This window comes from Streptomyces sp. NPDC057617, from assembly GCF_042800555.1.
In the GTDB taxonomy this organism is placed as follows: Bacteria; Actinomycetota; Actinomycetes; order Streptomycetales; family Streptomycetaceae; genus Streptomyces.
In genome coordinates this window covers 203,609-218,581 of sequence record NZ_JBHVGV010000013.1, presented here as the reverse complement: position 1 = coordinate 218,581, position 14,973 = coordinate 203,609, and the positions used below count along the sequence as shown (strand labels likewise).

The following is a 14,973-nucleotide window of genomic DNA, read 5'->3' as shown; positions in this document are numbered from 1 at the left end:
GTCCCTCACTGCTGGGCCGGGTTGTACGTGGTCTCCTTCACGGGAAGCTCGACCGTGATGGGGGCGGTCTTCTGGAAGCGCAGTTCGATACGGACCTTCTCCCCCTGCCGGGGGCGGTGCTTGAGATTCATGAACATGATGTGGCTGCCGCCGCGTTCGAGATCCAGCTCTCCGCCGGCCGGGATGTCGAAGGACGTCACCTCCATCATTTTCTGGTTCTCGGTCTTGTGGATGGTGATGTCGTCGGAGATGTCCCCGGTGACGGAGGTGAGCTTGTCGGCGGTGCCGCCCTTGTTGGTGACGACGACGAAACCGGCCGCGAGATCGCTGACGGGCTCGGGCATATAGGCGCCGCTGACGGACAGTTGGGGCCGCTCGGACGAGCCGCCCTGCGCGGAAGCGGAGTTGGAGGCGGACCCGGAGGCAGATCCGGAGGTGGATACGGATGAGTCGGACGAACAGCCGGCCAGCGCCAGCGTGGCGGTGAGTCCGGCGGCGAGCGCGAGCGGAGCGCGGCGGTTCACGGGGTCTCACCCCTGATGATCTTCGGCAGATCCTTGGCGTAGTCGTCGGCGGTGGTGTCCTCGCCGTAGAGGACATAGCCGGCGTCGGTCTTCGGCGAGAAGGCGATGACCTGGGCGCCGTGCATGGAGACGACGCTGCCGTCCTTCTCCTTCTTCGCCGGGTCGATCCCGATGCCGAGCTGACGCGCGCCCGCCTGGATGGTGGGGAAGTCGCCGGTGAGCCCGATGAAGGAGGGGTCGCCCGCGCTGGGCAGCCACTTGGCGAGCTCCGCCGAGGTGTCGCGCTCGGGGTCGGTGGTGACGAAGACGACCTGGAGCTTGTCCTGGTCGGCCTTGGGAAGTGCCTTTCTGGCGATGGCGATATTGCTCATCGTCAGCGGGCAGACGTCCGGGCAGTTGGTGTAGCCGAAGTAGATCAGCGTCGGCTTGCCCTTGGTCCGCTCGCGGAAGTCGTAGCTCTGCCCCTTGGTGTCCTTGAGGACGAGGTCCGGCTTCTTGAAGGGCTGGTCGAGCACCGTCGCCGCTTTGGTCTTCTCCTGGACGGAGACTTCGGCGATCGGTTTCGCGGGGTCGTCGCCGCTGCCGCAGGCGGTCAGGGCGAGGACCGCCGTCACCGCGAGAGCGGCGGCGGAGGTCAGGGTCTTCTTGCGCATGGAGAGAGTTCCCGGTTGTGGAGTACGGGCACCGGGCACGCGGGGCCGGGAAGTTCCGGCCTCGCGTGCCCCGGGCGCCTCGGATACGTGGAGCGTGGCGCTTGCCTGGTGCGTCAAGTGCCGCGGTTGCGTCAAGTGCGGCGGTCGGCAGTGCCGATGGGGGCGGGTCAGACGGTCGTACGGCGCCGGCCGGCCAGGACGCCGAAGGCCACCCCGGCGATGCCGACGACGATTCCGACGATGCCCAGGACCCGGGCGGTCGTGTCGCTGCTGTCCGCCGATGCCGTCTCGGTCTTGGTGTCCGCGGCCTTCGCGCTGTCCTGCGCGGCGGCCGGCTCGGCGGCGGGCTTGTCGGCCGTGGCCGCCCCGCCGTGCTCGTCGTCGGTGGCCGCGCTGAGCTTCAGGACGGGCGCGGGGTTCTCGGGCTCCGCCGCGCCTTCCTTGGGCTCCTCGATCCAGCGCACGACTTCCTTGTTGTCGTACGTCTGGATCGCCTTGAACACCAACTGGTCGGCGTCCTCGGGAAGCTGCCCGACCGAGAGGGGGAACTGCTGGAAATACCCCGGTGCGATCTTGCCGCCGTCCGCGGTCCAGGTGACCTTGGAGACGGCCTCGGTGATCGTATTGCCGTGCATCTCCAGCGGCTTGGCCAGCTTGCTCTTGGTGACATCGATCTTCCAGCCGGGCACCGCCTGCGGCGACACCGACGCCAGCGGGTGATCGGTGGGGAAGTTCACCTCGACCTTGACGGTGGAGGCGTTGTCCCGCTCGTTGGGGACCTTGAAGTTGATCGTGGCGTAGCCGCCCTTGGCGGCCTCGCCCTGCGGCTGGACGCTGACATGCGCGGAGGCGGGGCCCGCCAGCAGCAGAAGAGCGGTCGCGGCGATACCGCCGGCGACGGAGAGGCGCGTGAGGTTCTTGGCCGCGGACCCGGAGGGGGCGGAGAACGGTGAGAACACGGAACACTCCACGGTGTTGTGATGAAGAGGTGGTCGGACGAAGGCCGCGGCGCGGACGCGCGACGGCTGCGCGGCATCACCCGGTCCGGCAAAACCCACGGCGTACGGACATGGAGTACGGGCATGGCGTACGGACATGCCGGGGGTGTACGGACGGACGGGAGGGATGCGTCGCGTCAGGCTGCGAGAGCGAGGACGGCGGGAGGCCCGCGCCTGATCACCGAGTGCTGGAGTGTCTCCCCGGGCGTCACCGGGGGAGTGAGATACGAGGTGCGCGGGGCGCGTACGGCAGCAGCGGGTACGCCGGGCAGCCCGGCGCGCAGCGCCCGTACGAGCGCGAGGGCGGCGCGCAGCGCTCGCAGCGCCGCGCTGTCCGTCACCTCACCGATGCCCTGCGCCGAGAGCTGCGCGAGCCGTACGAGCGCGAGATCCCCGCGGCGCAGCAGCCAGCCGGTCGCGAGGGCGGCCAGCAGATGCCCGAGGACCATGGGCAGCGACGGCAGCAGCCCCTCGACGGAAGCGTGTACGGAAGCCGAAGCGGAGCCCGAAGGCACGCCCATGCCCGCCATATGCTGATGAGCGCCCGCCATCACATCTGAGCCCGTACCGGCCGTCGCGCCCGAACCCGCCGGGTTGAGCCCGGCGTTGGCCACGATGCGCTGTGCGTCGACGGCGCTGAGTGAAGCGGGACCGGCTCCGCAGACGAGTTTCGCGGCCAGCCTGATCAGCGCGTCGTCGGTGCCCGCCGGTACGGTGGGATGCTGCTGGCCGATGCCGAACAGGCTGTGCAGACCGAGCTGTCCAGCCGTCAGGGCGACCACGATGGACCCCGTCGAGCGCGCACGCCCGGCCAGCGGAGCGGCGACCGCGAAGACGGCCACGAAGCCCAGGAGCAGGGTCCACCAGGGGACCGGAGCGCAGGCGGCCAGCACATGTCCGGTCGCCGACAGCACAACACAGACCGCGGTGAACACCGCGGCCCTCAGCAGCCGCGGAGCGGCTCCGGCGCGTGCGAGTCGAGCAGACATGGCCGGGCCATCATCGCACTGCGGTTCCGGGCGCCGTAGGGCAGGTCCGTAAGGTCGCCCTCTGTCCGATACACCGCCCGTGCACCGGTCCGCGCCCGTTCCGTACAGCGCCCCCATACACCGCCATGCGCCGCGTTCGCGTCCGCCGAATGAGCGTTATCACGTCAACCGCGTGCTTACGACCCCCCAAGAGGGGCAATACGTATCGGTATGTCGAGCCACAGCCAGAAAGGCTGGAGCATGAGCATCTGGTGGTCTCTCCACTTGCGGCGCGAAGCCGCGAGTGTTCCACTCGCCCGTCATCTCCTGCTCGGCGCCATGGAGACCGCGGGGGTCGATCCTGACGTCTCCTTCGATCTCTCGGTCGCGCTCACCGAGGCCTGTGCGAACGCCGTCGAGCACGGCGGCGCCGGTGCCGACGGCGGGGGCGGCTGGGGCACCGCGGACGCCGGCGACAGCGGGCCCGGCGCGGACGGACCGGCCGCCGAGGCGCCGGGGGCGTACCGCGTCACCGCGTATCTGGACGGTGAGAGATGCCGTATCGAAGTGGCCGACTCGGGCCCCGGCTTCCCCGCCCGGCGGGTGCTCCGCCGTCCCGCGCCCGCGCCTGCCCCCACCTGCGAGAACGGCCGGGGACTCGGTCTGATCGAACAGCTCGCCGATCATGTCCATTTCCGCAACAAACCCGGGCACGGCGCGGTGGTCAGTTTCGACAAGATCCTCAAATGGCGGGAGGACGCCCTGCTCAGGGCCATGTGACCCGAGCAGCGCGCCCTCCGCGCATCAGTAAGTCGGTGATCAGAGTGATCAGGCCTGCTTGAGGCCGGCCATCCACGCCTCCACCTCATCGGCCTGGCGCGGCAGCCCCGCCGAAAGGTTCCGGTTCCCGTCCTCGGTGACGAGGATGTCGTCCTCGATCCGCACCCCGATGCCGCGGTACTCCTCCGGCACGGTCAGATCATCGGCCTGGAAGTAGAGCCCCGGCTCAACGGTGAGGCACATTCCCGGCTCCAGCGTCCCGTCCACATACGCCTCCCTGCGGGCGGCCGCGCAGTCGTGCACGTCCAGGCCGAGCATGTGACCCGTACCGTGCAGCGTCCAGCGGCGCTGGAGACCCAGCTCCAGGACCTTCTCGACCGGCCCTTCGAGCAGTCCCCACTCGACGAGCTTCTCGGCGAGGACACGCTGCGAGGCGTCGTGGAAGTCGCGGTACTTGGCACCCGGCTTCACCGCCGCGATACCGGCTTCCTGCGATTCGTACACCGCGTCGTAGATCTTCCGCTGCAGCTCGCTGTAGCGGCCGTTGATGGGCAGTGTGCGGGTGACGTCGGCCGTGTAGAGGGTGTGCGTCTCCACCCCGGCGTCGAGCAGCAGCAGGTCCCCGGAGCGTACGTCGCCGTCGTTGCGCACCCAGTGCAGGGTGGTGGCGTGCGGTCCCGCCGCGCAGATCGAGCCGTAACCGATGTCGTTGCCCTCGACGCGGGCGCGCAGGAAGAACGTTCCCTCGATATAGCGCTCGCTGGTCGCCTCGGCCTTGTCGAGGATCTTCACGACGTCCTCGAAGCCGCGCACGGTGGAGTCGACGGCCTTCTGCAGTTCGCCGATCTCGAAGTCGTCCTTGACGGCCCGCGCCTCGGAGAGATGGACGCGCAGCTCCTCGTCGCGCTCCGCGGTGACCTTGTCGGTCAGCGCGGCCTCGATGGAGGCGTCATGTCCACGTACGTTACGGACCGGTCCCGTGGCGTCCTTGAGGGCGGCGGTCAGCTTCCGTACGTCCTTGGCGGGGATGCCCAGGAGCTGTCCGGCCTCGGCGAGGGAGTGGCGGCGGCCCACCCACAGCTCGCCCTGCCCGTCGAGCCAGAACTCGCCGTTCTCGCGGTCGGAGCGCGGCAGCAGATAGATGGTCGCGTCGTGCCCGCCGTCCTTCGGCTCCAGTACGAGGACGCCGTCCTCACTCTGGTCGCCGGTGAGGTACGCGTACTCGGTGGCGGCGCGGAAGGGGTACTCGGTGTCGTTGGAGCGGGTCCTGAGGTTGCCCGCGGGGATCACCAGACGCTCGCCGGGGAAGCGCGCGGAGAGCGCGGCGCGGCGCGCGGCGGTGTGGGCGGCCTGCGGGACGGGCTCCAGGCCGTGCAGCTCGGTGTCGGCCCAGCCGGACTTCATGATCTCTGCGAGCTCGTCGGACACGCCCGGATACAAACCGTTCTTCCTGGTCTTGATCGGCTCTTCCTCGGTCTCCGGGGTCGCCGGTTCCGGGGTCTCCTGGGGGAGCTCGTCAGCCACGTCTTCTCCTTGTACGACTATCAGTGCGGGTCATCCTTCCCATCGTATGTGCGAGAGGAAGACGGCCCCGGGCGCCTGTGAGGAATCGATCAGCCGCGAATGAAAGCGGTCAAAAAGCTGTCGGTGAAAGCGGTGGGTGCAAGCGGTCGGTGAAAGCTGTCAGTCGAACCGGACGGCGAGCACCACGACATCCTCCGCGCCCTCAGCCTTCCCCGCACCTGTGCCAGCACCCGCACCCACGCCTGCGCTCGCACCCTGGCCGCGCCCGGTCTCGTGCCCGCGCGGCAGTACGGTCCGCAGCACATGGTCGGCGACCGCCCCCGGATCCTCCCTGGCGGACGCGGGCACGCTCGCCGCCGCGCTGTGCAGCCGCGCGAAGGCGCGGTCCATGGGGTCGCCCGTACGCCGCAACAGCCCGTCCGTATACAGCAGCACCGTTTCGCCGGACGCGGGCCACAGCTCCACGCTGGGCGCCTCCCAGCACGAGAGCATCCCGAGCGGCGCGGACAGGGACGTCTCCACGAACTCGGCGCGCCGGTCCCCGACGATCAGCGGCGGCGCGTGCCCGGCTCCCGCCAGCACGATCTTGCCCTGGGCCGGTTCGGCGTACGCGAACAGCGCGGTGGCCGTACGAGCGGGCTCGGTGAGCCGCAGCAGCAGTTCCAGATCGGAGAGTACGGCGACGGGATCCTCGCCCTCCATCACGGCGTACGCGCGCAGCGAGGCGCGCAGCCGTCCCATCGCGGCCACCGCGCCGGGCCCGGAGCCGCTGACGGAGCCCACGGCCAGGCTCAGGGCGCCCTCGGGCAGCGGCAGCGCGTCGTACCAGTCGCCGCCGCCGTACGGTCCGGTGCGGTGCCGTGCGGCGAGCCGGACCCCGGGGATCCGGGGGAGCCGGGTGGGGAGCAGTTCCTCGGCGATGGTGGCCACGCGGGTACGGGCCCGCTCCAGCTCCAGCAGCCGCGCGAGATGCTCGCTCGCGTACCGGGCGTAGAGACCGACGAGATGGCGCTGCCGTTCCACCGGTTCGGCGGGTTCGTCGTACAACCAGACAACGGCCCCCAGCCGTCCGGAAACAGCGCCGGTACGACCACTGCTCGCGGCTCCGGCACCCGTACCGCCACCAGCACCAGCACCAGCACCCGCGCCGGCAGCCGCTCCGGCGATGAGCGGTACGGCATAGCTCGCGCCGTATCCGAGCCGTACCGCGACCTCGCGCTGGCGCGGGTCCACATCCGTGCCGCCGAACAGATCGGGCGCGGCCACCGGTTCGTTGCGCGCGGTGGTGCCGTCGAGGAGCCCGCCGTACGAGGAGACGCGGCGCGGCACGGTCTCAAGATGGCCGAGATCCGCGTGGGCCAGCCCGAGTCCGAGGGTGGTGGCGGGCCCCAGACGGTCGGCCGGTTCGAAGACGACCAGCCCCCGGCGGGCACCGACGAGGGCGGCTCCGGCGCGCAGCAGTTCCTTGAGTGCGCCGTCCAGTGAGCCGGTCCTGGCCAGGCGTTCGGTCAGCTCGTGGAGCGTGGTCAGATCGGAGACCCAGCCCGCCAGCCGGTCCCGGATCAGCGCGCCGGGCGCGGCCGGAAGATCGGCCGGCGGCTGCGCAGTGTGCGCGGGAGCGGGAACTGTTGGATCGATTCCAGCCACTTTCGGCATGTTCGGGGCGCTCATGGCAGTCGGCTTTCCGACGGGTGCGTTTCACTCCATAGCATCGCAAACCCCTACGTCATTCCGCACGACTGCCTATGTGTCCACATGTACACGTACAACTTGAGCAATGTCCAGCATTGTCCGGTCCGGATGGCCGGTGTCCTGAGACGTTCAAGTTGGCAAAAAAATTACCCCCCGGGTCAGGTTTTGCGATCGACTGAGGGAGCTCAACAGGGGGTCCTCCAGGGATGAGTTCATGTACGACCCGGGTGGAGCGTCATTCCGAACGTGATGGGTACGTAAACGGTGACGGACAGGGGCAGTTGGGACCGCCCTGGAACCTGGCGGCAGGACCGGGCGTCTTAACCGCCGTAGGCCAAGCCTCATCCCCCGGAGTGGCGAGAAAAGTACAGCGGGACAGAGCGGGACAGTAAGCGCCACGCGCACGCCACCCCTCGCCACACGCTCAACGAAGACAGTCCGGTCTCGGCCCAGGAACGGCGCGGCGCGCCGCAGGCCGGGAGAAGTCTGTCCGTGCCCTGAGGTACGGAGCGGTCATGCGGCGGTGCGTGGCGGTATACGACGGTACGTGTCGGTGCATGGCGGTGTACGGCCGTGCATGGCGGCGCGTGTTGACGAGTCACGCGATGAATACGCACGGCGGTACGCACGGTGAAGTGATGCACACACATGGTGTCAGTGTCATGTGGACCTCGGCGTTCAACGGAAAGGAACGAGCGCTCATGCGCGAGATCCTCGGAAGGCGACGCAGGCTCCGGCGCAAGGGGGGGCCTGACCAGCTCGACACGGCGCTCGTCTGCGCCACCGCGTGGAGATGGCCCGTACTCCCGGGCGCCGGACTCACGGCGGCCGGCGGACGCGGGACGCGCGGGCGCGGCTGCGCCTGCCCCGACCTCGACTGCGCCGTACCCGGCGCACACCCCTTCGACCCGGGGCTGCTCGCCGCCACCACCGATGAGCGGATGGTGCGCTGGTGGTGGCGGAACCGGCCCACGGCCCCGATCGTGCTGGCCACCGGCGGCAGCGCGCCCTGCGCGGTGAGCCTGCCGGCCGTCGCCGGGGCGCGGGCGCTGGCGGAGCTGGACCGGATGGAGATCCGGCTCGGTCCTGTGGTCGCGACGCCCACGCGCTGGTCGCTGCTGGTGGCTCCGTACACCCTCGAACAGCTCGGCGAGCTGCTCTACGCCAAGGCCTGGGTGCCCAGTTCGCTGCGGTTCCACGGCGAGGGCGGCTATCTCGTACTGCCGCCCTCCGAGGCGGCGGGCGGACAGGTCCGCTGGGAGCGCGGGCCGCTGGCGGGCTCGGCGGCGCCCTGGCTGCCGGATGTGGAGGCGGTCGTGGACGCGCTCGTGGAGGCGAGCACCAGCGCGCCGGACGGCGGCAGCAGACTCGCGTACTGATCTGCGCCGGTCCAGCACGTCCACGTACGGACAGATGAACACGTACGGACATATGAAGAACGGCGCATGGTGAACCGCGCTCAGCGACGGTGAACGGCGCTCAGCGAACGGGGACGCGGGATCGCGTACGGACCGCCGCACCGGCGGCGGTCGGCGCGGTCGCGTCCGTGTGCCGTCCCGCGGGCGGCGCGCCGGTCGCTCGTACCACTGCATCACGCGCATCACTCGTACGGGTGTGAGCTGCCCCGACATGTACGGGGACTGTGCGCGCGGTGCCTCTCAACAGCCCGTGCCGTGGGTATCTTCGGCCACCGTCAGCGATCTCCGGCAGTGGCAGGTGGCCCACCATGAATCTTCGCGCGATCGGGTTCGCCGCCGTCGCGGTGTTCGCCGTACTTCTGCCGGTGGCCGCCACCGCCGGGTCCTCCGATCCTGCCCGGCCCGGCGAAGCCGTCAAACCCGCCGACGCATCCCGGACGGGTTCCGCACCGGGAGACCTCGACGCGAAGCCGGGACCGGGCCGTCAGTCCCTGTCCGGAATTGACGGGTCCGCCTCGCCCACGGACGCGGCTTCCGCGTCCGCTCCGTCCGAAGACCCGGTCGTACGCGCCGGTGAACGATGTGGGCCTGAAGTCGCCTCTCCGGAAGGGATCGAGGCGCGGACATGTGTACTGAGCGAGGGGCGCGACACCTGGGCGCGTACCCACTACCGCAACGCGTCCGGCGATGAACTGGTCGCCGCGCTGAGCCTGATGGGCCCGCGCGGACGCACCGTACAGACACAGTGCGTGGTCGCCGCGACGGCCGGGTCGGCGACCTGTCAGACGCCGCGTGAGCCCTCGCTGGGAGCGCTCGTGGAGTACACCGCGATCGCGGAGTTCGCGGCCTCGACGGCCCAGGCAGCGCCCCGGACCGGGGGCGACAGCGAGGACATCGGGCCTTTGCTTCTGCGCGCGGGGAGCAACTCGTAACTGCCGCCCGGCGGCGGCCGCGACAGGGGTGGGATGCTGGTGGGGAGCAACTCGTGGGCTGCTGCGGCCTGTTGGCGTACCGATCGCATCCGGGAACGCGGACGCCCGATCGCTGGCGACGGGGGATGCACCAGCGACCGGGCTTTTAGAACGGTAACAAGAGATCGGCAGTTAGCAAATTCGATCCGGTGTATTCGGACAATGAATTACCGGCAGGTACGGGCGCGTGTGAGGCCTGATGTGACAGGTGTCACCAGCCGGCCGTGCGAACGTCACGCGGCCGAGGACTCGGTGACGGATACGTTCCGTTAACGTTCCGGCGGCCCGAAGGCGCTCCGAACGCGGTCCGGTGGCGGCCCGGTGGCGATCCGGTGGTCCGGTGACGATGCGGCCGGCGCCCGTGCCTGGAGCCCCGGGAGCCGGCCCGGCGCCGCCGCGGTGAGTCAGCTCAGGGTCACCTGGCGGTTGGTGAGTCCGCCGCGCGCCCGGCGCTCGTCCGCCGTCAATGGCGCATTGACGCCGAGCGCCGCCGTCAGCCGCTCGGCGAACTCCGCCGCCGGCTTCTCGCACTCCTCGGCGCTCATCGCGCTCGGCAGGTCCCACACCGGTACGGTCAGCCCGTGCGCCCGGAAGGAGCCGACCAGCCGGGTCCCCTCGCCGAGGCTCGCCGTACCGGCGGCGTGCAGCCGGGCCAGCGCGTCCAGCAACGGCTCCTCGTCGTACGGCATCACCCAGCGCAGATGGTTCTTCTCCGGGGTCTCGCACCAGTAGGCGGCGTCGCTGCCCGAGAGCAGTACGGTCGGGATCGCGGCGGCGTTGGCGCGCTCCAGCGAGGCGTTGACCTCGGCCGAGGCGTTCTCGGCGTCCGGCACCCAGAATTCGAACCCGGCGTGCACGACGGGCTTGAAGTCGGCGTCCGGGTCGAGCAGGTCCTGGAGCCGCGGGCCGTCGGCGGGCACCCGCTGCGCGGCGACCGGATTGCCGGGCTCTGCGGTCAGCGCACGCCGGAGCGTATCGGCGAGATCGCGGCTCAGATCGCCGGACGAGGTGTCGTTCTGGAGCGCGAGCAGTACGGAGCCGTCGTCGCGGCGCAGCGCCGGCCAGGCCATGGGCAGTACGGTCGCGAGCGTCACGGACGGCACACCCTCGGGGAGCCCGTCCTTGAGGGTCAGCTCGGCGGTCGCGGCGGGCACCAGCTCGCGCAGGGCGACCCAGTCGCACTCACCGGCCAGGCCCTCGAAGGGGCGCTGGACCAGCTCGGTCACGGCGTGCGCGGCGGCCCGGCCGTGACAGGCCTTGTAGCGGCGGCCCGAACCGCACGGGCAGGGCTCGCGGGCCCCCACCACCGGAATCGGTCCGTCCTTGAGCTGCGCCGTGGCGGCCTTCGTCTGGGGGCGCTTCTTGGCCATGGTGTGGCTTTCTCCCGTTAGCGGCGGTGCGATGTCGGCGCGAGCCTAGCCGTACGGGCAGGGCGGGGGGCGCTACGCGACGCGCGGGAGGGTCGGTGCGGGGCGCGGTGGTGCGTACGTTGGGCGTACGTCGTGTGTGCGGGGGCGGTACGGGGCGGTGCTGCGGGCGTACGGGAGGCGGTGCGGGCGTACGGAGGCGGGCCGGTGCTGCTGCCGGTGCCGCTGCCGTACGGTACGGGCTTCGCCGCGGGCGGCCGTTCAGGTCGCGTCGTCGAAGGGGTCCGCGAAGGCGAGGCGGTCCAGGCCGCTGAGGCTCTCCAGTCCGTCGAGCCCGTCCAACTCGTCGATCGCGTCCAGCTCGTCGATCGCGTCCAGTTCGGCGCACGCACCGGCCGCGCTTCTGCCGGGCGCCAGGGCCGTACCCGTACCCGATCCTGTGCTCGCACCCGATGCCGTGCTCGTACCGGATCCTGCTCCCGATCCTGGGCCTGTGACGCGCGTAGCGTAATCGTCGCGGTGGTGTATCGCTGAGACGATCACCCACACGGTGACTTCGCCCGACTCGCTGTCCCGTACGCCCCACTCCTGGGCGAGCGCCGAGATGATGTTCAGTCCGCGGCCGCCGCGGGCCGTCACCGAGGGCGTCGCGGGTATGGGCCGGGTCGGGCCACCGCCGTCCGTCACCTCGACTATCAGCCGCCCCGCCTTGTCGACGCGCCAGGCCGCACGGATGTCACCGTCGCCGATCTGCTCGCGCCCCAGCGGTCTGCCGTGCCGGCAGGCATTGCTGACCAGTTCGGAAAGGATCAGTACGGCATCGTCGACCACCGTGTCCGACACCCCGCTGCGGCTGAGCTGCTCCCGCATCCGGTGCCGTGCTTCCCCCACGCCCGCAGGGCCATGGGGAACGGCCATGCTCGACGACGTGGGCACCTCCTGTGCCACCACAAACGCCACCCCCGAGACCTCCTTTGCCCCACGCCACCGTTTGGATGCCCGAATGGCCTGGACCGGAAACCGGCCAGGAGAAGCCCTTTGACGCACTCATGACGATCGGATACGGACCGAATGCGCCGGTGCACTCCCAGTCATCGGATATTTGGTGGTGATTCGCACCGCTTTGTCGAGGCGTGGGTACGGGAATGGGCGCGGTGGCGCGGTGAATGTCAGGAAAGGCGGCCCAACTGGGACAGCACCTGTTTGGGGCGATTGGTGATGATCGCTTCGACTCCGAGACGTACACAGAGATCGACGTCTTCCGGCTCATTCACCGTCCAGACATGGACACGGTGGCCCGCTCTGTGCAGCCGCGCGATGTAGCCGGGGTGATTGCGGACGATCCGCATTCCGGGGCCCGCGATCCGGGCGCCGGCGGGGAGCCGCCCGTCGCGCAGCCGGGGTGTGACGAACTGCATCAGATAGACGGTCGGCAGCCGGGGCGCGCCGTACGCGATCCGGTGCAGCGAGCGCGCCGAGAAGCTCATGATCCGTACGGCCGATTCGCCCGGTTCCGGATCGTTCAGCCCGAACCGGCCCAGCAGGTTGAGCAGCCGTTCCTCCACCTGTCCGGCCCAGCGGGTGGGGTGTTTGGTCTCGATGGCGAGCTGGATGGGCCGGCTCGCGTCCGCGACCAGTTCGAGCAGCCGCTCCAGCGTCAGTACGGAGGTGAACTCGCGGTCCCGCCAGTCCGGGCTCTCCTCGCTGTCCTTCCAGGAGCCGAAGTCGAGCGTCGCGAGATCGGCCAGCTCCAGGGCGGAGACGGCGCCGCGGCCGTTGGAGGTGCGGTTCACACGGCGGTCGTGGACACAGACGAGATGGCCGTCGGCCGTGAGCCGTACATCGCATTCCAGGGCGTCGGCGCCGTCCTCGATGGCCTTTGTGTACGCGGCCAGGGTGTGCTCCGGCGCGTCCTCCGAGGCTCCTCGGTGGGCGACGACCTGGATGCTGTGCTGTCGTGCTTGAGTCACCGCGTCATGGTGTCATCGAGACGGGGTAGGCAGGCGGAGTAGGCGGGTGAACGGACGGGGTTCTGCGGCTGATCGGATCACGATGCAATCGTTTTATGTGAAGTGTCCGAAGTAAAGGGCGGCGGACTGACACACAGGTCCTGCTTACAGTGGTCTGACGTGCTGTGGGAAAAGCTGACCGCAGATACGTGCGTGGTTGATGTGCGCGATCGACCGACATGCGCGGTGGACTGACTTGTGCGGTCGACCGACGTGCGCGATCGACTGACGTGCGACCGACTGACGTGCGACCGACTGACGTGCGCGACCGATGTGCACAACCGCGGAACTCGCAGGGCGGGACTCTGCGGGACGCTTGCCGAAGACTGATGCGGAACCGAGGAGAACGAGCTGTGAGCACTGAGAACGAGGGCACTGCGGCCGACGCCGCCCCGTCCGTACCTCCCGTGCCGGATGCCGCTCCCCGGGCCACGCCCGCGTCGGCGCAGTCGGCGCATGGGGACGGGCAGGCGCATGGGGAGGGGCAGCAGGCTCCTGGGGCTGATTCCGGTTCTGCCTCCGGGGCCGGTTCGGGTCCGGCTTCCGGTTCGGGTCCGGCTTCTTCCGGGCCTGGTCCTGCCTCCGGTTCTGGTCCTGCCTCCGGGCACGCGGCGGCCGATGCCGGCTGGCCGCCTCCCCCGCCCGTACTCCCCTCGTACGGGACCGGCGGCGGGAGCGGTGGTTCGTACGGCGATGGCGGCTCGTACGGAGGCGGTGGCGACGGGCCGCAGTGGGGCGACCCGGTTCCCGGCGACGGTTCCAAGCCGCCGCGCAGGCGGCAGGGCGGGCTGATCACCGCCGTGGTCGCGGCCGCGCTGGTCGCGGGCGGTATCGGCGGCGGAGTCGGCTACTGGGCGGCGGAGCGCAGCGACGGCGGTGGCAGCGGTTCGACGACGGTCGCCGCGGCGGACGCCCCGAAGGACATCAAGCGTGAGTCCGGCACGGTCGCCGCGGTGGCCGCGAAGTCGTTGCCGAGCGTGGTCACCATCGAGGCACAGGGCGGGAACGGCGAGGGCGGTACGGGCACCGGCTTCGTCTACGACAAGGAAGGCCACATCCTCACCAACAACCACGTGGTGGCGTCCGCGGCCAACGGCGGTGACCTGACCGCGACGTTCTCGAACGGCGACAAGTACGACGCCGAGGTCGTCGGCCGGGCCCAGGGCTATGACGTGGCGGTGGTGAAGCTGAAGAAGGCGCCCGCCGGACTGACCCCGCTGCCGCTCGCCAACTCGGACCAGGTCGCGGTCGGCGACTCGACGATCGCGATCGGCGCGCCCTTCGGCCTGTCCAACACGGTGACGACGGGCATCATCAGCGCCAAGAACCGCCCGGTGGCCTCGGGTGACGGTTCCGGGGCGAGCAATTCGTACATGAGCGCCCTCCAGACCGACGCCTCCATCAACCCGGGCAACTCCGGCGGCCCGCTGCTGGACGCCCGTGGCGCGGTCATCGGCATCAACTCGGCCATCCAGTCGGCGGGCAGCGGCGGCCTGGGCCAGTCCCAGGCGGGCTCGATCGGCCTCGGCTTCGCCATCCCGATCAACCAGGCGAAGAACGTCGCCGAGCAGCTCATCGAGACGGGCCAGCCGGTCTACCCCCTGATCGGTGCCACGGTGACGATGGCCGAGGGCGGCGAAGGCGCCACCATCTCGCCCCAGGGCGAGGGCGGCACCCCGGCGATCACCCCGAACGGCCCGGCCGCGAAGGCCGGCCTCAAGGCGGGCGACATCATCACCAAGTTCAACGACACCCCGATCGACAGCGGCCCCACCCTGATCGGCCAGATCTGGACCCACAAGCCGGGCGACAAGGTGACCCTCACGTACAAGCGCGACGGCAAGGAAGCCACGGTCCAGGTGACCCTGGGCGAACGCAAGGGTGAGAACTGACGAGCGGGCACGAGAACTGACGGGCCTGCCCGTAGCAGGCCAGAAGGCGGGGGGGCCGGGGGGGGGCGGGTCTCCCGTTGTTCCTCTTTTCGGCAGGGCTCTCTTTGTTTCGTTCCTCGTCACCGCCTGCCCGACATCCCAGTTAGCGGGTGTCCCTCTCCCATCCCGCCCTCTTCG

General features: G+C 70.2%; 13 protein-coding genes. 4 read left to right on the top strand and 9 right to left on the bottom strand.

From position 1 onward, the window contains the following. Positions 1–5: 5 nt before the first annotated feature. The 4 genes from ACFU9P_RS28735 to ACFU9P_RS28720 form a co-directional block, all read right to left on the bottom strand. Positions 6–524 (bottom strand): copper chaperone PCu(A)C, encoded by a 519-nt coding sequence (locus ACFU9P_RS28735; protein ID WP_384086246.1) that lies wholly within the window; start codon positions 522–524, stop codon positions 6–8. Further along, positions 521–1,177: an SCO family protein gene (locus tag ACFU9P_RS28730; protein ID WP_376383179.1), complete on the bottom strand. Its 657-nt coding sequence runs from the start codon at positions 1,175–1,177 to the stop codon at positions 521–523. The genes ACFU9P_RS28735 and ACFU9P_RS28730 overlap by 4 nt, the downstream gene beginning before the upstream one ends. A 167-nt stretch (positions 1,178–1,344) precedes the next feature. After that, positions 1,345–2,136 (bottom strand): YcnI family protein, encoded by a 792-nt coding sequence (locus ACFU9P_RS28725; RefSeq protein ID WP_384086243.1) that lies wholly within the window; start codon positions 2,134–2,136, stop codon positions 1,345–1,347. 176 nt (positions 2,137–2,312) lie between these two features. After that, positions 2,313–3,164, bottom strand: a complete 852-nt coding sequence (locus ACFU9P_RS28720) for a hypothetical protein (RefSeq protein WP_384086240.1) — start codon at positions 3,162–3,164, stop codon at positions 2,313–2,315. A gap of 240 nt (positions 3,165–3,404) precedes the next feature. Between ACFU9P_RS28720 and ACFU9P_RS28715 the strand changes: the two genes are divergently transcribed. Beyond that, positions 3,405–3,923 carry an ATP-binding protein gene (locus ACFU9P_RS28715; protein WP_384086237.1) on the top strand — a complete coding sequence of 173 codons (519 nt, stop codon included), beginning with the start codon at positions 3,405–3,407 and terminating at the stop codon, positions 3,921–3,923. Between the two features lie 48 nt (positions 3,924–3,971). Here the strand turns inward: ACFU9P_RS28715 and ACFU9P_RS28710 are convergent, their stop codons facing one another. Both ACFU9P_RS28710 and ACFU9P_RS28705 read right to left on the bottom strand, forming a co-directional pair. Continuing rightward, positions 3,972–5,447 (bottom strand): aminopeptidase P family protein, encoded by a 1,476-nt coding sequence (locus ACFU9P_RS28710; RefSeq protein WP_384086234.1) that lies wholly within the window; start codon positions 5,445–5,447, stop codon positions 3,972–3,974. Between the two features lie 159 nt (positions 5,448–5,606). Continuing rightward, the gene (locus tag ACFU9P_RS28705) at positions 5,607–7,103 is read right to left on the bottom strand and encodes a PP2C family protein-serine/threonine phosphatase (RefSeq protein WP_384086231.1); all 1,497 of its coding nucleotides are present in this window, start codon (positions 7,101–7,103) and stop codon (positions 5,607–5,609) included. A 737-nt stretch (positions 7,104–7,840) separates the two neighbouring features. Between ACFU9P_RS28705 and ACFU9P_RS28700 the strand changes: the two genes are divergently transcribed. Together ACFU9P_RS28700 and ACFU9P_RS28695 are read left to right on the top strand one after the other, a co-directional pair. Next, positions 7,841–8,518: a bifunctional DNA primase/polymerase gene (locus ACFU9P_RS28700; protein ID WP_376383276.1), complete on the top strand. Its 678-nt coding sequence runs from the start codon at positions 7,841–7,843 to the stop codon at positions 8,516–8,518. A gap of 347 nt (positions 8,519–8,865) precedes the next feature. Further along, entirely contained in the window at positions 8,866–9,489 is a 624-nt protein-coding gene (locus tag ACFU9P_RS28695; RefSeq protein ID WP_384086228.1) for a hypothetical protein, read from the top strand. A 443-nt stretch (positions 9,490–9,932) separates the two neighbouring features. On the opposite strand, the gene ACFU9P_RS28690 is transcribed toward ACFU9P_RS28695, so the two are convergent. The 3 genes from ACFU9P_RS28690 to ACFU9P_RS28680 all read right to left on the bottom strand — a co-directional run bounded on the left by ACFU9P_RS28690 (position 9,933) and on the right by ACFU9P_RS28680 (position 12,865). Then, a complete protein-coding gene (locus ACFU9P_RS28690; protein WP_384086225.1) occupies positions 9,933–10,898 on the bottom strand; it encodes a DUF5926 family protein in 966 nt (321 codons plus the stop codon). Positions 10,899–11,156: 258 nt separating this feature from the next. Continuing rightward, complete coding sequence (locus tag ACFU9P_RS28685) at positions 11,157–11,765, bottom strand: ATP-binding protein (protein WP_384086404.1); 609 nt, start codon at positions 11,763–11,765, stop codon at positions 11,157–11,159. A 299-nt stretch (positions 11,766–12,064) separates the two neighbouring features. Beyond that, entirely contained in the window at positions 12,065–12,865 is an 801-nt protein-coding gene (locus ACFU9P_RS28680; RefSeq protein ID WP_376383162.1) for a glycerophosphodiester phosphodiesterase, read from the bottom strand. A gap of 392 nt (positions 12,866–13,257) precedes the next feature. On the opposite strand from ACFU9P_RS28680, the gene ACFU9P_RS28675 reads away from it, so the two are divergent. Further along, positions 13,258–14,796 carry a S1C family serine protease gene (locus tag ACFU9P_RS28675; RefSeq protein ID WP_384086222.1) on the top strand — a complete coding sequence of 513 codons (1,539 nt, stop codon included), beginning with the start codon at positions 13,258–13,260 and terminating at the stop codon, positions 14,794–14,796. Positions 14,797–14,973 lie beyond the last annotated feature (177 nt).